The 19,241-nt window shown below is 54.0% G+C and carries 15 protein-coding genes; 13 read left to right on the plus strand and 2 right to left on the minus strand.

Features of this window, described 5'->3' with window-relative positions; translation table 11 throughout:
* A partial coding sequence (locus tag KTQ90_RS07230) for a transposase (protein ID WP_217317780.1) occupies window positions 1-571 on the plus strand: 571 nt, incomplete at its 5' end.
* Window positions 572-768: 197 nt separating this feature from the next.
* On the opposite strand, the gene glsB is transcribed toward KTQ90_RS07230, so the two are convergent.
* The gene (gene glsB, locus KTQ90_RS07235) at window positions 769-1,761 is read right to left on the minus strand and encodes a glycine N(alpha)-acyltransferase GlsB (protein WP_217317781.1); all 993 of its coding nucleotides are present in this window, start codon (window positions 1,759-1,761) and stop codon (window positions 769-771) included.
* Window positions 1,762-1,939: 178 nt separating this feature from the next.
* On the minus strand, window positions 1,940-2,800 hold the full coding sequence (glsA, locus tag KTQ90_RS07240; RefSeq protein ID WP_217317783.1) for a lyso-glycine lipid O-acyltransferase GlsA: 861 nt from the start codon (window positions 2,798-2,800) through the stop codon (window positions 1,940-1,942).
* A 168-nt stretch (window positions 2,801-2,968) separates the two neighbouring features.
* Here glsA and rsmH point away from each other — a divergent pair, with 168 nt between their 5' ends.
* From rsmH to ftsZ, 12 genes are all read left to right on the plus strand, one after another.
* Window positions 2,969-3,907: a 16S rRNA (cytosine(1402)-N(4))-methyltransferase RsmH gene (rsmH, locus tag KTQ90_RS07245; RefSeq protein ID WP_217317785.1), complete on the plus strand. Its 939-nt coding sequence runs from the start codon at window positions 2,969-2,971 to the stop codon at window positions 3,905-3,907.
* A 4-nt stretch (window positions 3,908-3,911) separates the two neighbouring features.
* The gene (locus KTQ90_RS07250) at window positions 3,912-4,418 is read left to right on the plus strand and encodes an FtsL-like putative cell division protein (RefSeq protein ID WP_254359528.1); all 507 of its coding nucleotides are present in this window, start codon (window positions 3,912-3,914) and stop codon (window positions 4,416-4,418) included.
* The gene (locus tag KTQ90_RS07255) at window positions 4,415-6,574 is read left to right on the plus strand and encodes a penicillin-binding protein (RefSeq protein ID WP_217317786.1); all 2,160 of its coding nucleotides are present in this window, start codon (window positions 4,415-4,417) and stop codon (window positions 6,572-6,574) included. The genes KTQ90_RS07250 and KTQ90_RS07255 overlap by 4 nt, the downstream gene beginning before the upstream one ends.
* 14 nt (window positions 6,575-6,588) lie before the next feature.
* Complete coding sequence (locus tag KTQ90_RS07260; protein ID WP_217317787.1) at window positions 6,589-8,034, plus strand: UDP-N-acetylmuramoyl-L-alanyl-D-glutamate--2,6-diaminopimelate ligase; 1,446 nt, start codon at window positions 6,589-6,591, stop codon at window positions 8,032-8,034.
* A 22-nt stretch (window positions 8,035-8,056) separates the two neighbouring features.
* Window positions 8,057-9,325 (plus strand): phospho-N-acetylmuramoyl-pentapeptide-transferase, encoded by a 1,269-nt coding sequence (gene mraY / locus KTQ90_RS07265; RefSeq protein WP_022157636.1) that lies wholly within the window; start codon window positions 8,057-8,059, stop codon window positions 9,323-9,325.
* 145 nt (window positions 9,326-9,470) lie between these two features.
* Window positions 9,471-10,802 (plus strand): UDP-N-acetylmuramoyl-L-alanine--D-glutamate ligase, encoded by a 1,332-nt coding sequence (gene murD, locus KTQ90_RS07270; RefSeq protein WP_217317789.1) that lies wholly within the window; start codon window positions 9,471-9,473, stop codon window positions 10,800-10,802.
* 205 nt (window positions 10,803-11,007) lie between these two features.
* Window positions 11,008-12,270, plus strand: a complete 1,263-nt coding sequence (locus KTQ90_RS07275) for an FtsW/RodA/SpoVE family cell cycle protein (protein ID WP_022157634.1) — start codon at window positions 11,008-11,010, stop codon at window positions 12,268-12,270.
* A 315-nt stretch (window positions 12,271-12,585) separates the two neighbouring features.
* On the plus strand, window positions 12,586-13,701 hold the full coding sequence (gene murG, locus KTQ90_RS07280; RefSeq protein WP_217317790.1) for an undecaprenyldiphospho-muramoylpentapeptide beta-N-acetylglucosaminyltransferase: 1,116 nt from the start codon (window positions 12,586-12,588) through the stop codon (window positions 13,699-13,701).
* Between the two features lie 10 nt (window positions 13,702-13,711).
* The gene (locus KTQ90_RS07285; RefSeq protein WP_217317792.1) at window positions 13,712-15,091 is read left to right on the plus strand and encodes a UDP-N-acetylmuramate--L-alanine ligase; all 1,380 of its coding nucleotides are present in this window, start codon (window positions 13,712-13,714) and stop codon (window positions 15,089-15,091) included.
* Complete coding sequence (locus KTQ90_RS07290; RefSeq protein WP_217317794.1) at window positions 15,088-16,167, plus strand: cell division protein FtsQ/DivIB; 1,080 nt, start codon at window positions 15,088-15,090, stop codon at window positions 16,165-16,167. The genes KTQ90_RS07285 and KTQ90_RS07290 overlap by 4 nt, the downstream gene beginning before the upstream one ends.
* A 53-nt stretch (window positions 16,168-16,220) precedes the next feature.
* Entirely contained in the window at window positions 16,221-17,624 is a 1,404-nt protein-coding gene (gene ftsA / locus KTQ90_RS07295; protein WP_217317795.1) for a cell division protein FtsA, read from the plus strand.
* Window positions 17,625-17,644: 20 nt separating this feature from the next.
* On the plus strand, window positions 17,645-18,967 hold the full coding sequence (gene ftsZ / locus KTQ90_RS07300) for a cell division protein FtsZ (protein WP_022157629.1): 1,323 nt from the start codon (window positions 17,645-17,647) through the stop codon (window positions 18,965-18,967).
* The last annotated feature ends 274 nt before the right edge of the window (window positions 18,968-19,241 follow it).

The raw sequence follows: 19,241 nt of genomic DNA on the forward strand, positions 1-19,241 counted from the left end.
ATGCAGTTTTCAGGTGCGTAGAGGCGAGAAGAGACTCACCATGGAGAAATCGCCTATCAAGACGATGATCTCGCAGAGTGGAAGACATATCGTGTCTGAACTCAATAAGGAGATAGAGAAGATAGACAAGCGTATCACTGCTCTCATCAAGTCGGACAAAGAGCTCACCGAGGTATTCACCATCGTGACTTCGGTGCCTGGTATAGGAACGCAGAACGCTGTCTGCTTGATGGTATACACCGACAACTTCCGTCGTTTCAACTACGATTCAAGGAAGATTTCCTGCTACTATGGTATAGCCCCATTCGGCAAAGATTCGGGTACCAGTGTGCATTCCGATCCACATGTGCACTACATGGCGAACCGCCAGATTAAGGCCATGCTGACGCAGGCTGCACTGGCTGCTGTCAACTTCAATCCCGTTATGGCAAGGTACTATATGCGACTCGTGGAACGCGGAAAGAAGAAGCAGGTTGCACTGAACAATGTCAAGAACAAACTTGTACATTTGGTCACTGCCATGGTCCGGAATCGCCAAATTTTCACCCCTGAATATAAAATCTCAGCTTAAAATGAAAATAATGGTCAAAACATTTGGATTTTAACATAGAAAGCAGAGCACGCAGAAGTCTTAGCCTAAAACATCTGTGTAAATCTGTGAAATCTGTGGGAGTATATCTCATCAGAAGCTTCTGTGAATTCGGCGTATTCCGTGGGAGTACATCGCAGCAGCAGGCTGCGTGGGGTAGGCAGGAATGCCGTACCCTCCTATGTGCGTTCTTTGTAGATGACGTTGTTGGCGCCGCTGGTGATCTCGAGCGCTTCGGGGTGCTCCTTTATGAACGAGTCGATATGGCGCACGCGCTTGCTTTCGAGAATCTCGTCCACGGCGATGAGGATGCCCGTCTCCTCGACGTCGCCGAAGCCGTAGTTGATGGCGGTGCCGAAGAGCTTCATGGTGGGCGAGAGCGACATGTAAGCGTTCACGAGCGGCGGGATGTTATAGCCCAACGCACGAATCTCGCGGTTGAGTATGAGATAATCCTTCTTGAAGTCGTCCTCGCAGAACAGCGCCGCAAGCTCCTCCTCCGGTGTCTCTATCTTCAGCGGATGGAGCGGCAGGATGAGATTGTCCTTGTCGTCGAAGTGCTTCTTGAGGAAGTAGAGAATCATGTCGCGGCCGCGGCGTATGTACGACGGGTACATGGTCATCTTGCCGAAGAAATACTTCACGTTAGGCTTGATGACGGTGAGAGCGCCGAGACCGTCCCACAAGTTGTCGAGCGCGAAGAGGCTTTTCGCTCCGCGTCGTGTGCTCTGGTATTCGAGCGTTACGAACGAGCGGCCCAGCTCGATGGTGTAGGGCATATAGTCGTCGATGAACTTGTCGGAGAAGTGGAACATGTGGCTTGTGGCGAGCTTCGGCTGGCGGTTCTCGTCAAGCTCCCAGTCGGTGCCGAGCAAGTATCGGTATCCGCCGATTATCTCCTCCGCCTCGGGGTTCCACACGATGAGCTGCTTGTAGCAGTTCGCGCAGGTGTCGAACTCGTCGATGTCCATCGACTTGCCGGTGCCGCCGCCCGCTTCGCGGAATGCTATCTCGCGCAGTCGGCCTATCTCGCGCATCACGTTCGGCGCATTGTGTGCCGTGATGATGTATATCTCGTTGTTGCTCTTGTTGGTCATGCGGAGCTGGCGCTCGGGCGCGAGTTCGCTCTTGAGCAGCTCTTTGCTTACCGGTTCAATGATTGGTCCTTCCATTTGTGTGTTGTTTTTTCTTGCTTTCTCTTCTGGTTGGGGTGGTTGTTGGGGGCGCTTTGGCCTAACTAAGCCTTCTTAAGCTTTGGCAACTAAGCCTTTCTAAGCCTTCTTAAGCCTTTGCTAACTAAGCCTTTCTAATCCTTTGCTAACTAAGCCTTCTTAAGCCTTTTGGGCATTCTTAAGCCCTCCCCGACGGGGAGGGTTGGGAGGGGCTCAGCTTGTACACCTCCTGCTGCACCCACTGTGCCCACTCGTACGGCGTGCGGCTCTTGTCGAACGTCTGCCAGGGTATAGGCTTTCCGATGTATATGTCGAAGTGTTTGCCCACGTTGCGGTACATCTCGTCGACGAGGAATATCATGGCGAGGTTGAACGGCAGCCAGCGGTCGCTGAACTTGGCGATGCGGTAGAAGCGCTCCGAGTTGCGTCCGCTGAAATAGATGGGCACCACGTCGCGGTGGCACTCCACGCTCTTCGTTATGAACGTCTTCTTCCACGGCAGGTCGTGTATCGAACCATCCTTCTGCTTGCGACTGTTCAGTCCGGCGGGGAACATGAGCATGTGGTTGTCGCTCTTGAAGCCCGCCTCAACCATGCGCGGGAAGTCGCGTCCCTGCCGACCGGTCTTGTTGATGCCGATGCACACCGGCGCCAAGCCCGGCAGATTCATCAGCAAGTCGTTGACGAGGTAGCGGAAGCGTCCGTCGTAGTGGCGTCCGATGATTGAGCCGAGCGCCACGCCGTCCTGTCCGCCCAGCGGATGGTTGGACACGAACGTGTATAGCTTGCCGTCGTCTTTCGGCGGAAGGTTCTCCTTGCCGATGATGCGTATGTCCATCTTCAGATAGCGCACGGTAGACTCCAGCCACTCTACGCCGCTCTCGTTGCGGTGCTCCCAGATGAACGCGTTCACCTGGTCCTGATGGATGATCTTCTTGAGCCATCCGACGAGCAGTCCAGGCACGTAGCGCGCCTTGCTGCCCATCTTGCTGCGCAGTATCTTTTCGATGTCTATTGTCTTTTCTGTTATCTCGTTCATATACCCGAAATATCTGTTACTTTTTCGATATTTGGTGCAAAAATACTACATCTTTTTTACATACGAACAATTTCGCACAAGAAATGTCGTATTTAAACAAAATTGATAAAGATTTGTAACCATGTGTGCGAATTTTTGTGTACCTTTACACCCAAATACGCATATATAATGTATAAGAACAACACTGACAATCCTACAACAGCAATAACATATCATGTACCGGTGCTTCTCGGCGAGAGCGTCGACGGACTCGACATCAAGCCGGGCGGCGTTTACGTAGATGTCACCTTCGGTGGCGGAGGACACTCGCGCGAGATACTCTCGCGGCTCACCGACGGCGCACACCTCTACAGTTTCGACCAGGACGCCGACGCCGAGCGCAATATTCCCGACGCCGGCGACAGCTTCACGTTCGTGCGCAGCAACTTCCGCTATCTGAAGAACTGGATGCGCTACTACGGCGTGGAGCACATCGACGGATTGCTCGCCGACCTCGGCGTGTCGTCGCACCACTTCGACGACGCCGAACGCGGATTCTCGTTCCGCTTCGACGCGCCGCTTGACATGCGCATGAACAAGCGCGCCGGACGCACCGCTGCCGAGATAGTGAACACGTACGACGAGGAACAACTCGCCGACATCTTCTACATCTACGGCGAACTGAAGAACTCGCGACGCATAGCCGCGGCGCTCGTCAAGGCACGTCAGCAGGCGGAGATAAAGACAACGAAGGATTTTCTGGCTGCCGTGGAGCCTTTTTTCAAGCGCGAGCGAGAGAAAAAGGACATGGCGCGACTCTTTCAGGCATTGCGTATTGAAGTGAACCACGAAATGGACGCGCTGCGCGAGATGCTGCTCGCTGCCACCGAACTGCTCGCCCCCGGCGGACGACTCTCGGTGATAACCTACCACTCGCTCGAAGACCGCATGGTGAAGAACATCATGAAGTCGGGCAACGTGGAGGGAAAGGTGCAGCAGGACTTCTTCGGACGTATCGAGACGCCGTTCCGCCTCGTCAACAACAAGGTGATACTGCCCTCGGAACAAGAACAAGAAGAAAACCCACGCAGCCGCAGCGCAAAACTAAGAATTGCTGAAAAGAAATGAGACAATGAAAGAAGATAACCCCATAACAGACGCCATAAAGGTGGATGTGACCAACACGGAAGACAACGCTAAGGGCGAACAGACGACTGGCGAAACGGCTGCCAACGACGTAGACAGCGCACCGTCGCTGCGCACAATCATACGACAGCAAGCCATAGAAGACGAACTGCCGCTGACGAAGAACGTGACGCTGGGAAAGATTCTCGGTGGCGAAATGCTCAACACGCAGTTCCTGCGACAGCAGATATGGGTGATAGTGTTAATAACGCTGTTCATCATCGTCTATATCTCGAACCGATACAAGTGTCAGCAGAACCTCATCAAGATAGACAATCTGAAGAGCGAGCTGGAGGACGCAAAGTACAGAGCACTCTCAAGTTCGAGCGACCTCACGCAGCAGACTCGCGAGAGCAAGGTGCTCGAACGCCTGCACAACGACAAGGACAGCACGCTGCACATACCTACGCAGCCACCGTATATAATAACCATTCCTAATCAAGAAGAGAAATGAGCAAGTTTGATAGCAAGAAAGTAATGCCACGCTATGCGTTCTTAGCCGTCATAATGACGCTGGTGGCTATAAGCGTGCTGGGAAAGACGCTGTATATCATGACGGCAAAGCGCGCCTACTGGGAGGAAGTGGCAGACCGCGTGAAGGTAGACAGCCTCAAGACGCAGCCTATGCGCGGAAACATACTGAGCTGCGACGGACAACTCATGGCGTCGTCGCTGCCGCAGTATAACATATTCATGGACTTCAAGGCGCTGCGCGTAGCGAAGAAGGACACGCTCTTCTGCGAGAAGATCGATTCTATCTGCACAGGGCTCAACGCAATCTTCCCCGACCGCACGGCGGCTGAGTTCAAGAAGCATCTCATGGAGGGCTTCGAGAAGAACAAGCAGCACTGGCCCGTGTGGAACCGACGCATCAACTACAGCACGTTCTCAGAAGTGAGGCGTCTGCCCGTGTTCCGTCTGAAAACCAATCAGGGCGGTTTTCACTGGGAGGAGCATAACGCTCGCAGACTGGCGTACGGTTCGCTCGCAGGCCGCACCATCGGAAAGATGTTCGGCGCAAAGGATACCGCACAATGCGGCTTGGAACTCTCGTACGACTCGCTCCTTAGAGGCGTAGAGGGCATACGGCACAGACGCAAGGTGCTGAACAGATATCTCGACATCACGGATACGCCGCCGGAGAACGGCGCCGACATCGTCACTACTATCGACGTGTCGATGCAGGACCTCGCCGAACGCGCGCTGCTCAAGGAGCTGCGACTCATCAACGCCAATGTGGGCGTGGCTATCGTGATGGAGGTGAAGACCGGCGACATTAAAGCCATCGTCAACATGACGAAGTGTGACGATGACGACTATCACGAGATAAAGAACCACGCTATAAGCGACTTGCTCGAACCGGGTTCGGTGTTCAAGACCGCAAGCATAATGGTGGCGCTCGACGACGGAGTGGTCGACACAACCTACCGCGTGGAGACTGCCGGCGGCGTCTGGCCGATGTATGGCAGAGAGATGAAAGACCACAACTGGCGACGCGGCGGCTACGGCATGCTCACTCTGCCGCAGACGCTCATGGTGAGCTCAAACATCGGCGTCAGCCGCATCATCGACGACCACTATCACAACACACCAGAGAAGTTTGTGCAGGGAATATACCGACTCGGACTCGCCGACGACCTGCACATTCCGCTGCAAGGTGCATCGTCGGCACGCATCCGAATGCCGAAGAAAGACTCGCGAGGCAAGCAGTATGTCAACTGGAGCAAGACCACTCTGCCCTGGATGAGCATCGGTTACGAGACGCAGGTGCCGCCTATCTCCACTCTTACCTTCTACAACGCCATTGCCAACGGCGGAAAGATGGTTGCGCCGCGCTTCGTGAAGGCTGTGATGAAGGACGGAGTAGTAATAAAAGAGTTCGACCCCGTAGTGCTGCGTGAGCAGATAGCCAAGGAGTCGACGATAAAGAAGATAACCACGATACTTGAGCACGTTGTGAGTCAGGGTCTCGGAAAGAAAGCCGGCTCGCAGTCGTTCCTCGTCGCAGGAAAGACCGGAACGGCTCAGATATCAAAAGGAGCCGCCGGCTATAAGAGCGGACAAATGAACTATCTGCTGTCTTTCGCCGGCTTCTTCCCCGCATACGAGCCGCGCTACAGCTGCATCGTATGCATACAGAAGTCGGGTCTGCCGGCTTCGGGCGGCGGCATGAGCGGCGTTGTGTTCCACGACATCGCAGAAGGTATCATGGCGCAGAGCCTCAAGCTGGAGGCTTCTGACGCCCGCGACTCGCTTTCTGTTCTCATCCCGCAGGTTAAGAGCGGCAATGTGCTGGCTGCAAGCTATGTGCTTGAGCATCTCGGCGTGAAGCAGCGCACAGACTGGGACGGCTCTTATCTCAACGGAAACCCCATCTGGGGACGCGCCGACGAGAGCGACAGAAGTGTCATTCAGCTGAAACGCGTAAACGAAGGCGACAAGTCGGTAATGCCCGACGTTCACGGCATGGGAGCTCGCGACGCCGTCTTTCTTATCGAGAGCAGAGGCGTAAAGGTTAGGCTCACGGGTAGAGGAAAGGTAACGGAGCAGAGCATCGGCGCAGGAGAAAGAATAAAGAAGGGCATGGTATGCTCGCTTAAACTCGGATAAAAAAACAAAGATATATGAAACTTAAAGAATTGCTTAAGAACATCACCGTTCTTGCTGTTAAAGGCAGCGATGATGTAGAAGTGACGGGTGTCAACATAGACTCTCGCCGTATCAAGGACGGACATTTGTTTGTGGCAATGAAGGGCACTCAGGTAGACGGACACAAGTTCATACCTAAGGCGGTGGAGCTCGGCGCAAAGGCTGTGCTCTGCGAGGAGATGCCAGAACAAACCGACGAAAACGTAACTTATGTGCAGGTGGCAAGCACCGAAGACGTAGTGGGTGAGGTGGCAACAACGTTCCACGGCAATCCTTCTACCAAGCTGAAGCTCGTAGGAGTGACCGGAACGAACGGTAAAACCACTATCGCCACCTTATTATATAATATGTTCTCGAAGATGGGACATAAGTGCGGACTGCTTTCTACCGTGTGCAACTACATCGTTGACGAGGCTGTGCCGGCAGACCACACGACGCCAGACCCGATAGCGCTGAACGAACTGCTTCATCGCATGGTGGATGCAGGTTGCGAGTACGCCTTCATGGAGTGCTCGTCTCACGCCATAGCGCAGAAGCGCATCGGCGGACTCACTTTCGCCGGCGGTCTGTTCACCAATCTCACACGAGATCATCTCGACTATCACAAGACTTTCGAGAACTACCGCAATGCGAAGAAGGCTTTCTTCGACATGTTGCCCAAAACTGCCTTCGCCATCACCAACGCCGACGACAAGAACGGCATGATTATGGTGCAGAACACGAAGGCTCAGGTGAAGACCTACTCTATACGCAGCGTGGCTGACTTCAAGGCTCGCATAATAGAATGTCACTTCGAGGGCATGTATCTCGAGATTGACGGCCGGGAAGTAGGCGTACAGTTCATCGGAAAGTTCAACGTGAGCAACCTGCTGGCTGTCTACGGCGCGGCAGTTATGCTCGGCAAGAAGCCCGAAGACGTGCTCGTAGTGATGAGTACGCTGCACAGCGTGAGCGGACGTCTCGAACCTATCCACTCGCCGGAGGGCTACACCGCCGTTGTCGACTATGCCCACACGCCGGATGCTCTGGAGAACGTGCTCAACGCCATACATGAGGTGCTCGACGGAAAGGGCGAGGTAATCACCGTATGCGGAGCCGGCGGCAACCGCGACAAGGGAAAGCGTCCGCTTATGGCGCAGGAGGCTGTGAAGCAGAGCGACCGCGTGATTATCACAAGCGACAACCCGCGCTTCGAGGAGCCGCAGGACATCATCAACGACATGCTCGCCGGACTCAACGCGCAGCAGATGAAGAAGGTGATAACCATTGTCGACCGCCGCGAGGCTATACGCACCGCCTGCATGATGGCAAAGAAGGGCGACGTAGTGCTCATAGCCGGCAAGGGACATGAGAACTATCAGGAGATAAAGGGTGTGAAGCATCACTTCGACGACCATGAAGTGGTACGTGAGTGCTTTTAGAATTTAAATTCAAAACTCAGAAATGTTATATTATCTTTTTCGTTTCCTCGAAGAATACGGCATTAGTGGCTCGCACATGTGGGGCTACATTTCGTTCCGTTCGCTGTTGGCGCTGATATTGTCGCTCGTTATCTCGGCATGGTTCGGCGAGAAGTTTATCAAGTATCTCAAGCGCAAGCAGATTACTGAGACTGCGCGCGACGCAAGCATCGACCCGTTCGGTGTGAAGAAGATAGGAGTGCCGTCGATGGGAGGTGTCATCATCATCGTCTCCATCCTTGTGCCGGTGCTTCTGCTCGGACGCCTGCGCAACATCTACCTCATATTGATGATTGTCACCACGCTGTGGCTCGGTGTGCTGGGCGGCATGGACGACTTCATAAAGATATTCCGCCACGACAAGGAAGGCTTGAAGGGCCGCTACAAGATAGTAGGTCAGGTGGGTATCGGTCTGATAGTGGGTCTTGTGCTGTGGGCGTCGCCAGACGTCAAGATGAACGAGAATCTCGTCTACGAGCGTCAGGGTCAGGAGATAGTAGTGAAGCATCAGAGCGAAGCGCACAAGTCGCTAAAGACAACCATCCCGTTCGTCAAGAGCCATAACCTCGACTACTCGCGCATTACGAGCATCTTCGGCGAGCACCGCGTTGCGGCAGGCTGGATATTGTTCGTGATAATGACCATCATCGTGGTGACAGCGGTGAGCAACGGCGCCAACCTTAACGACGGTATGGACGGCATGTGTGCCGGCAACTCCGCCATCATCGGTGTGGCGTTGGGCATACTGGCGTATGTGAGTTCGCACATAGAGTATGCGAGCTATCTTAACATAATGTACATACCGGAGTCGCAGGAGCTTGTGGTGTTCCTCTGCGCCTTTGTGGGTGCGCTGATAGGCTTCCTTTGGTACAACGCCTATCCGGCTCAGGTGTTCATGGGCGACACCGGCTCGCTCACAATCGGCGGTATCATCGCCGTTACTGCGATAATCATCCACAAGGAGCTGCTTCTGCCGATACTCTGTGGCATCTTCTTCGTGGAGAGTCTGAGCGTCATACTGCAGGTCTACTACTACAAGCTGGGCAAGCGTCGCGGCGTAAAGCAGCGCATCTTCAAGCGTACGCCTATCCACGACAACTTCCGCACGCAGGCTTCGCAGCTCGACCCCGACTGCAAGTATCTCATCACTCGACCGAAGGGTGCATTCCACGAGTCGAAGATTACGGTTCGCTTTTGGATTACGACGATAATCCTGGCGGCTATGACCATTATAACATTAAAGATTAGATAGGAAGGGTGTTGAGATGTTGAGATGGTGAGGTGTTGAGATGTTGACATTTCCATTGTTATGTTGAGATGTTTGCATTTCCAATATTTCCGAATCGTCTCATTTCTCAGCAGAAATACATCTTTCTTGGTTCTAAAATCATAAAACAATGAAAAGAATAGTTATTCTTGGAGCCGGCGAGAGTGGAGCCGGTGCCGCAGTGTTGGCAAAGAAGGAAGGTTTCGACGTGTTCGTTAGCGACATGTCTGCCATCAAAGACAAATACAAGAAGCTGCTCGACGACCACGCCATCGAGTGGGAGGAGCGTCAGCATACCGAGGAGAAGATTCTCTCTGCCGACGAAATCATCAAGAGTCCGGGCATACCGAAGGAGGCTCCGATGGTGAAGGCTGCGATGGAGAAGGGTATACACATTATCAGCGAGATAGAGTTTGCGGGCCGCTACACCCACTCGAAGATGATCTGTATCACCGGCTCGAACGGCAAGACGACAACGACGTCGCTCATCTATCATATCTTCAAGACGGCAGGCTACGACGTGGGCTTGGCGGGCAACATCGGACGCTCGCTTGCGCTGCAGGTGGCTGAGGATCCGCATGAATACTACATCATAGAGCTTAGCTCGTTCCAGCTCGACAACATGTACGACTTCCACGCCAATATCGCCATCCTGCTGAACATCACGCCCGACCATCTCGACCGCTACGACTACTGCATGCAGAATTACGTGGACGCGAAGATGCGCATCATACAGAACCAGACCGACAAGGACTCGTTCATCTACTGGAACGACGACCCAGTCATCAAGCGCGAGCTGGAGAAGTACGACATCAAGGCTATACAGTATCCGTTCTCGGAGCTGAAGGAGAAAGGCTCTATCGGCTATATGGAGGACGGCGAGTATACCATTGAGAAGCCAACGCCGTTCAATATGGAGCAGGAGGAGCTGTCGCTCACGGGCAAGCACAACATATACAACTCGCTGGCTGCGGGCATCGCGGGCAACATCACGGGCATCAAGAAGGACGTGATACGCCAGAGCCTGAGCGACTTCCCCGGCGTGGAGCATCGTCTGGAGAAGGTGTGCAAGGTAGGCGGCGTGCAGTATGTCAACGACTCGAAGGCTACGAACGTAGACGCCTGCTGGTATGCTCTTGAGAGCATGAAGACGCCTACCATCCTCATCATCGGCGGCAAGGACAAGGGCAACGACTATAACGAGATACTCGATCTGGTGAAGCAGAAGTGCAAGGCGCTTGTGTTCCTCGGAGCCGACAACAAGAAGCTGCACGACTTCTTCGACAACGTGGGCGTGGAGATTCGCGACACCCACTCGATGAAGGACTGCGTGGCGGCTTGCTACGAGCTGGCTGAGCCGGGCGACACCGTGCTGCTGAGTCCGTGCTGCGCAAGCTTCGACCTCTTCAAGAATATGGAGGACAGAGGCGAGCAGTTCAAGACGTTGGTGAGAGGGCTGTAATAAGGTGTTGAGGTGTTGAGATGTTGAGGTGGTGAGAAATGTGTTGAGGTGGTGAGGTGGTGAAAGAAAGGTGGTGTGGTGGTGTGATGGTGTTATGTTGAGATTTGTATTGCTAATGTCAACATCTCAACATCTCAACACCTCAACATCTCAACATAACATCATCTCACCACAACAACACCTCAACATAAAATAGCAACAAGCAATGATAAACAAGACATTAGGCAATATATTCAAAGGCGACAAGGTGATATGGATGGTGTTCTTCTTCCTGTGCCTTGTCAGCATCATCGAGGTGTATTCGGCTTCGTCGCAGCTCACGTATAAGGCGAGCAGCTATACGGCGCCGGTGCTGAAGCATATCATGCTGATCGTGATCGGAATAGTCTGCATGGTGGTGACGCTCAACGTGAAGTGCAGATACTTCAAGATGGCTACGCCGTTCGTACTGCTTTTCGCTGTAGTCACGCTGCTATGGGTGGCTATTGCCGGCGCCTCCACCAACGGTGCGCAACGCTGGATAGTACTCTTCGGCTTACAGTTTCAGCCGTCGGAGATAGCGAAGGGCGCTATGGTGCTGGCAACGGCGCAGATACTGAGTGCGTTGCAGACGGAGAATGGCGCCGACAAGCTGGCTTTCAGGTATATACTGATGGTGTGCCTCCCCATCGTGCCGCTCATCATGGTTGAGAATCTGTCGACGGCGATGCTGCTCTGCTTAGTGATATTCATGATGATGCTGCTCGGGCGTGTTCCGGCGCGGCAGTTGGGTGCGCTTCTGGGCGTCGTGGTGCTGGCTGTGGCGCTCCTGGTGTGCTGCGTCATGGCGTTCGGTACCGACGAGGAGGCGCAGAAGCCCGCTAACCAGACGCTTACCGAGCAGACTATAGAGCAGAAGAAGGAGGATAAAAGCACTGTAGAGAGGGTGTTCCACCGCTTCGATACGTGGAAATCGCGCATCAACAAGTTCCTCGCCCACAAGGATGTGGCGCCGAAGGACGTAGACCTCGACAAGGACGCTCAGGTGGCGCACGCCAACATCGCCATTGCTACGTCGAACATCATGGGAAAGGGACCGGGCAACTCCGAGGAGCGCGACTTCGTGTCGCAGGCGTTCAGCGACTTCATCTACGCCATCATCATCGAGGAGATGGGCATCTTGGGCGCTACGGGCGTGGCTATGCTCTACATCATACTGCTGTTCCGCACGGGGCGCATAGCCAGCCGCTGCGAGAACAACTTCCCGGCGTTCTTCGCCATGGGACTGGCGCTGCTGCTCGTGACGCAGGCGCTGTTCAACATGTGTGTGGCTGTGGGCTTGGTGCCGGTGACGGGTCAGCCGCTGCCGTTCATCAGTAAGGGTGGTACGGCGACCATCATCAACTGCGTGTACATCGGCGCGATACTCAGCGTGAGCCGCTCGGCGCAGCGCAAGCAGGAGATAATAGCAGACACGAACGTAGCGTAGGCTTTCAGAGTGCTGAAGCCTTCGGATCGGAAAGTAGAAGCAAAACATACGTACAATTCCCGCAGCGCTGGAATGCAATTACAGCATATATGTAACAACACTACATCATATCGGTAATTGCATTCCAGCGCTGCGGGAATTTTTTTTGTTCTATACGTACGTTGAAGTCCGTTCTGCGCATTCAAGCAATAGGGTCTCAGAGTGTAGGTTGCAATCGGTTGCACATTAATTAAAAAAAGCGTAATAAAAAAAGCACAATAATCTACATTATCAGAAAAAATGATTAATTTTGTAAGTTGAAAGAAATGTGAGCAAATGGAACAGGAATTAAGAGTCATTGTTAGTGGCGGCGGCACCGGAGGCCATATCTTCCCAGCCGTATCAATAGCCAATGCAATTAAATCGAAGTGCCCCAACGCGAAGATACTCTTCGTTGGAGCCCTCGGACGTATGGAGATGCAGCGTGTGCCCGACGCAGGCTACGAGATAGTAGGACTACCGGTGAGAGGATTCATCCGCCCACTCTGGTCGCCCCGTAACATCGGTGTTGCGCTCGACTTCCTGCGCAGCAAGCGAATGGTGCGCAAGACAATCCGCGAGTTCGCGCCCGACGTAGTAGTAGGCGTAGGCGGATACGCCAGCGCAGCCACGCTCGACGCAGCCAGCTCGATGGGCATCCCCACGCTCATACAGGAGCAGAACTCATACGCCGGCGTAACCAACAAGCACCTTGCTGCAAAAGCGCGCAAGATATGCGTGGCATACGACGGCATGGAGCGCTTCTTCCCCGCAGAGAAGATAATAAACACCGGCAACCCCGTGCGCCAGAACCTCATCGAGACCACCATCTCGCGCGAAGACGCCCTGCGCAGCTTCGGTCTCGACCCCGCTAAGAAGACCATCCTCCTCGTAGGCGGCAGCCTCGGAGCGCGCACCGTGAACGAAAGCGTGCTGCAGCACCTCGACCTCGTAGAGAAAAGCGGCGTGCAGTTCATCTGGCAGACCGGCAAATACTACAGCGCAGCCGTAGCCGAGCAGCTCAAGGCACACAAGCCCCTGCCCATGCTTAAGGTGATGGACTTCATCGGCGACATGGGAGCGGCGTACAAAGCAGCCGACCTCGTGATAAGCCGCGCCGGCGCAAGCTCAGTCAGCGAGTTTTGTCTGATAGGCAAGCCCGTCATACTCGTGCCTTCGCCCAATGTGGCAGAAGACCACCAGACGAAGAACGCACTCGCCCTTGTCAACAAGGACGCAGCCCTCTACGTGAAGGATGCCGACGCACCCGCAACGCTGCTGCAGCTCGCCGTCGACACCGTGAACGACCCCGAGCAGCTCGCGCAGCTCACAGCCAACATAAAGAAACTTGGCAAGCACAACTCTGCCGACGTCATTGCCGACGAAGTGCTCAAGCTCGCCAACAAAAAATAAAGAAACAGAAATGGAACTCAAAGATATCAAAGCCGTTTATTTCGTAGGCGCAGGCGGCATCGGCATGAGCGCCATCGCACGCTACTTCATACGCAAGGGCGTGGTAGTGGCAGGCTACGACAAGACACCCTCAGAACTCACAAAGCAACTCGAACGCGAAGGCGCACTCCTCCACTACGAGGAGAACGTAGACGAGATACCGCACGCCTGCCGCGACCCGAAACAGTGCCTCGTGATATACACACCAGCAATACCAGCCGAACACAAGGAGCTGCAATACTTCCGCGCAAACGGATTCACCGTAGAAAAGCGCGCACAGGTGCTCGGCACACTAACACGCACACACAAGGGACTCTGCGTAGCCGGCACACACGGCAAGACATCGACCTCTACAATGTGCGCACACATCATGCACCAGGGCCACATCGACTGCAACGCTTTCCTCGGCGGAATATCAAAGAACTATAGCACCAACTACATCATCTCCGCAGAAAGCGACTATGTAGTGATAGAAGCCGACGAGTTCGACCGCTCCTTCCATTGGCTCCGCCCATGGATGAGCGTCATCACCGCCACCGACCCCGACCACCTCGACATCTACGGCACTAAAGAAGCCTACCTCGAAAGCTTCCGCCACTACACCACACTCATACAGCCCGGCGGCGCACTCATCATACACCGCGGACTCGAGATGCACGCCGACGTGCAGCCCGGAGTGAAGGTATACGAGTACAGTCGCACCGAGGGCGACTTCCACGCCGAGAACATACGCATCGACAACGGAACAATCACCTTCGACTTCGTCTCGCCCATCGAGAACGTAAAGGACGTAGAGCTCGGACAGCCCGTGCCAATCAACATCGACAACGGCATCGCAGCAATGGCAATGGCACAGCTCGCCGGATGCACAGCCGAAGAACTCAAGTACGGCATGAAGACATACCGCGGCGTAGACCGACGCTTCGACTTCAAGATAAACGACAGCCGACACGTCCTGCTCTCCGACTACGCACACCACCCCAAGGAGATATACCAGAGCGCAAAGAGCATACGCGAACTCTACAAGGGCCGCCATATCACAGCTATATTCCAGCCCCACCTCTACACTCGCACACGCGACTTCTACCGCGACTTCGCCGATGCGCTCAGCCAGCTCGACGAGGTGATACTCACAGAGATCTACCCCGCACGCGAGCAACCCATTGAAGGCGTCACATCGCAGCTCATCTACGACAATCTCCGACCAGGCATCGAGAAGAGCATCATACGCAAGGACGACGTGCTCGACCTCGTTAAGCAGCGCGACTTCGACGTGCTCGTCATACTCGGCGCAGGCGACCTCGACAACTACATGCCACAAATAACAAAAATAATAGAAAACAAGAAGTGAAACTGTCTCCAAGCAAAATCTTCTTCATCCTAAGCGATGTACTGATAGCCGTATACCTGGCGTTCGCGTTCTGCTCATTCGACAAGAAAGGCGGAAACCATACGCTGTGCAATAAGGTGAACATCGACATCGCCGACAACGCCACAAGCGGATTCATCGATGCGAAGATAATAAAAGACAGACTGCAGAAAGGCGGCGCCTACCCCATGGGCAAGGAAATATGCAAGGTAGACGCGCGCCGAATTGAAGAAATGCTCAAGGCGAGTCCCTTCGTGCAGACAGCCGACTGCTACAAGACAGAAGGCGGACACGTATACATCAGCGTGACCCAGCGCATGCCCGTGATAAGAATCAAGGCCGACAACGGCGACGACTACTACGTAGACGACAACGACCGCGTAATGCCCACAACCCACTACGTGAGTGACCTCATCATCGCAACAGGAGCAATCAACCGCTGGTACGCCACCAACTTCCTCTCACCCTTGGGACGCGTGATAATGGCAAACGACGTGTGGAAGAACCTCATAGAGCAGATAAACGTGCTGCCTAACCACAGCGTCGAAATCGTGCCGCGCGTAGGCGACCACATCGTACACCTCGGACGACTGCCCGACGGCAACCGACGCACAGACCATTACACGCTCATACGCAAGTTCATGGAAGTGAAGATGACCCGACTGCTGAAGTTCTACAAGTACGGACTCTCAGAAGTAGGCTGGAACAAATACTCGTACATAGACATCGAGTTCGACAACCAAATCATCTGCCGAAAGAAATCGGCAAAGCATCAGGCTGCAGCTCCCGTACAGCCCGTAGCCCCCGTGCAACCAGCCGCCGAAACAACACAACCGCAGAACGAGACTACGACAACTCCGACCGCAGACACGGAGAAAAAGACCGACAACGCCTCAAACACCGACCGGACAAAGAAGAAATCGGAAACGAAATCTGAAAAGAAGTTGGAAAAAACCGAGAAGAAGACAGAAAAGAAGTCGGACAAGTCTGTGAAGAAGACCGAGAAGAAGACCGAAAAGTCCGAGAAGGCAAAGAAGTCGAAAGCCGGCAAAGCATAAAATTCGGAATCAAGTAACAAAAGATAATTAACACTCAACAAGATAAAAAACGTATGGCAAAGGATTTTATAGTAGCTATTGAGCTCGGGTCGTCAAAGATGACCGGAATTGCCGGAAGGAAAAACCCCGATGGCAGCATCTCTATTCTTGCTGTCGCTAAAGAAGACTCCGCCTCGTACATACGCAAGGGCGTAGCATATAATATTGAACGTACCGCACAGGGACTGAGCAACATTGTAAGCAAACTCAAGAATACTCTCAAAACCGAAATAGAACAGGTGTATGTAGGCATCGGAGGCCAGAGCATACACAGCGTCAAGAACTCCATCGTGAAGGAACTGCCGCTCGACTGCATCGTGTCGCAGGATATGGTGAACGAACTCATGGACACCAACCGCAGCATGGAATACAAAGACTGCGAGATTCTCGACGCCATAACACAAGAATACAATGTGGACGGACACTACGAGGACGACCCCGTAGGCATCCAGGCAAGACATCTTGAGGGCAACTTCCTCAACGTGCTGTGGCGCCGCTCGTTCTACCGCAACCTCAACAAGAGTCTCGACAACTCAGGCATAAAGGTGGCTGAGATGTATCTCGCCCCGCTCACGATGGCCGACTGCGTGCTCACCGATGCCGAGAAGCGCGCAGGATGCGTGCTCGTAGACCTCGGCGCCGACACCACAACCGTATCGGTCTACTACCGCAACAAGCTGCGCCATATCGCCGTGCTTCCGCTCGGCGGATCTAACGTGACCAAAGACCTCGAGTCGTTGCAGATAGACGAGATAAACGCAGAGGCGATGAAGCTGAAGCACGCCTCGGCTCTGACCAACGAGAAAGATATAGACGCCGACGCAACTCTACCCATCGGCGACGGCAGAACGATACCCAGCCGCATGTTCATCCAGGTGGTTGAGGCGCGCATGCTCGAGATAGTGGAGAACGTGAAGTATCTCGTGCCACACGAGTTCGCCGACAAACTGCTCGGCGGCATCGTGCTCACCGGCGGCGGCAGCAACATGAAGAACGTAGAGAAGCTCTTCCACGAAGTGTTCGACGTGGAGAAGGTGCGCATCGCGAAGTCTACCACACTCAACATCAACAAGAAGGACTCCGACGTGATTCTCTCTGAGGACGGCACCACGAACACCATTCTCGGTCTGCTCGCAAAGGGCGACATGAACTGCGCCGGACGCGCCATCAGCGGGTCGCTCTTCGACGAAGAAGTGGAGCCGGGCTCAGAGAACACAGTCACTCTCGACCCGACGCTGGCAACAACAGGCACAGGCACACAGCCTGCAGCGCAGACCACAGCACAGCCCGCCGCCAATGCAGAGGAAGAAGAGGAAGAGAAGGCTCCGGAGCCACATAAGCCCACAAAGTTCAGCCGCTTCTTCGGCTCGCTCAAGAAGTTCGGAAGCTCTATCTTCGAACCCGATGTCAATGAATAACCCTTAACACGATTATTACTATGTCAGACAATATCAACCCGATGGTGGACTTCGGTGCACCTGAAAAAGAGAATACTATTATTAAGGTGATTGGTGTAGGTGGAGGCGGCGGCAACGCCGTCAACCACATGTACCGCGAGGGCATACACGACGTGTCGTTCGTGCTCTGCAACACAGATATGCAGGCGCTCAACGATTCGCCCGTGCCCATGAAGCTGCAGCTCGGCAAGGAAGGACTCGGAGCCGGCAACAAGCCAGAGAAGGCGCGTCAGGCTGCCGAGGAGAGCATCAACGACATCAAGTCGATGCTCAGCGACGGCACGAAGATGACCTTCATCACCGCTGGAATGGGCGGCGGAACAGGTACTGGAGCTGCGCCGGTTATCGCCCGCGTGTCGAAGGAACTCGACATCCTCACGGTAGGCATCGTCACCATCCCGTTCCGCTTCGAGGGCAAGAAGAAGATCAACCAGGCTCTCGACGGCGTAGACGAGATGGCGAAGCACGTAGACGCGCTCCTCGTTATCAACAACGAGCGTCTGCGCAAGATTTATCCCGAGCTCACCGTGCTCGACGCGTTCGGAAAGGCTGACGATACGCTCAGTGTGGCAGCGAAGTCAATCGCCGAAATCATCACCAACCACGGACTCATCAACCTCGACTTCAACGACGTTAAGACCGTGCTCAAGGACGGCGGCGTGGCTATCATGTCTACTGGCTACGGCGAGGGCGACGGTCGTGTGAAACTGGCTATACAGGACGCACTCAATTCGCCGCTTCTCAACGACAACGACATCTTCAACTCGAAGAAGATTCTTCTCAGCATCAACTTCTCGAATGGCAGCGACAAGGATAACCAGTCAGCCGGCGGCCTCATGATGGAGGAGATGAACGAGGTGAACGACTTCATGGAGCAGTTCGGCTCCGACTTCGAAATCAAGTGGGGTATCGGTCTCGACCCCGATCTCGGCAACAAGGTGAAGGTAACGATCCTCGCTACGGGCTTCGGCATCAGAGACGTCGACGGAATGGACTCGCACATCAAGAAGATTGTTAAGGAGGCTGACGACAAGGCGACAGAAACGGAGATAGAGCAAGGCATACGTATTGGTAAGTACTACCCCGGTGACAACGGTACTACGGTGTACAAGAGTCGTCCGCACATCTTCCGCTTCCGGCCTGAGGACCTCGACAACGAGGAGGTTATACTCGCCGTTGAGAACACTCCGACATACAAGCGTACATCGCAGCAGGTGAAGGAGCTGCAACACCGTGTATCTGACGAGCGCAAACAGGTGAAGCAGCAGCCTGAAGAGGAGGTTGTGCGCACTATCAAGTTCTAATGACCGAACACTCTGTCGCTTGCAGGCTGAATGCAAACAAAGCTGTAAGCGGCATATACTTGTAAAACTACAAATATAGCACTACGAAGGGCAATATCAAAACATCAACAGGATGGCTTGATATTGCCCTTTGTTGTTCTCAAGAAACGAGTTCTTTGCCGTTGAGGGAAACGCATGTAGGGTTGAATAAACGCAATATCGGTAAGTTCTGCCGTATTGGCGGTATGCGCCGTACGGAACATTTTGCGTAACTTTGCAATCTGAAAAACGTAAA

Source organism: Leyella stercorea, from assembly GCF_019052365.1.
Lineage (GTDB): Bacteria > Bacteroidota > Bacteroidia > Bacteroidales > Bacteroidaceae > Prevotella.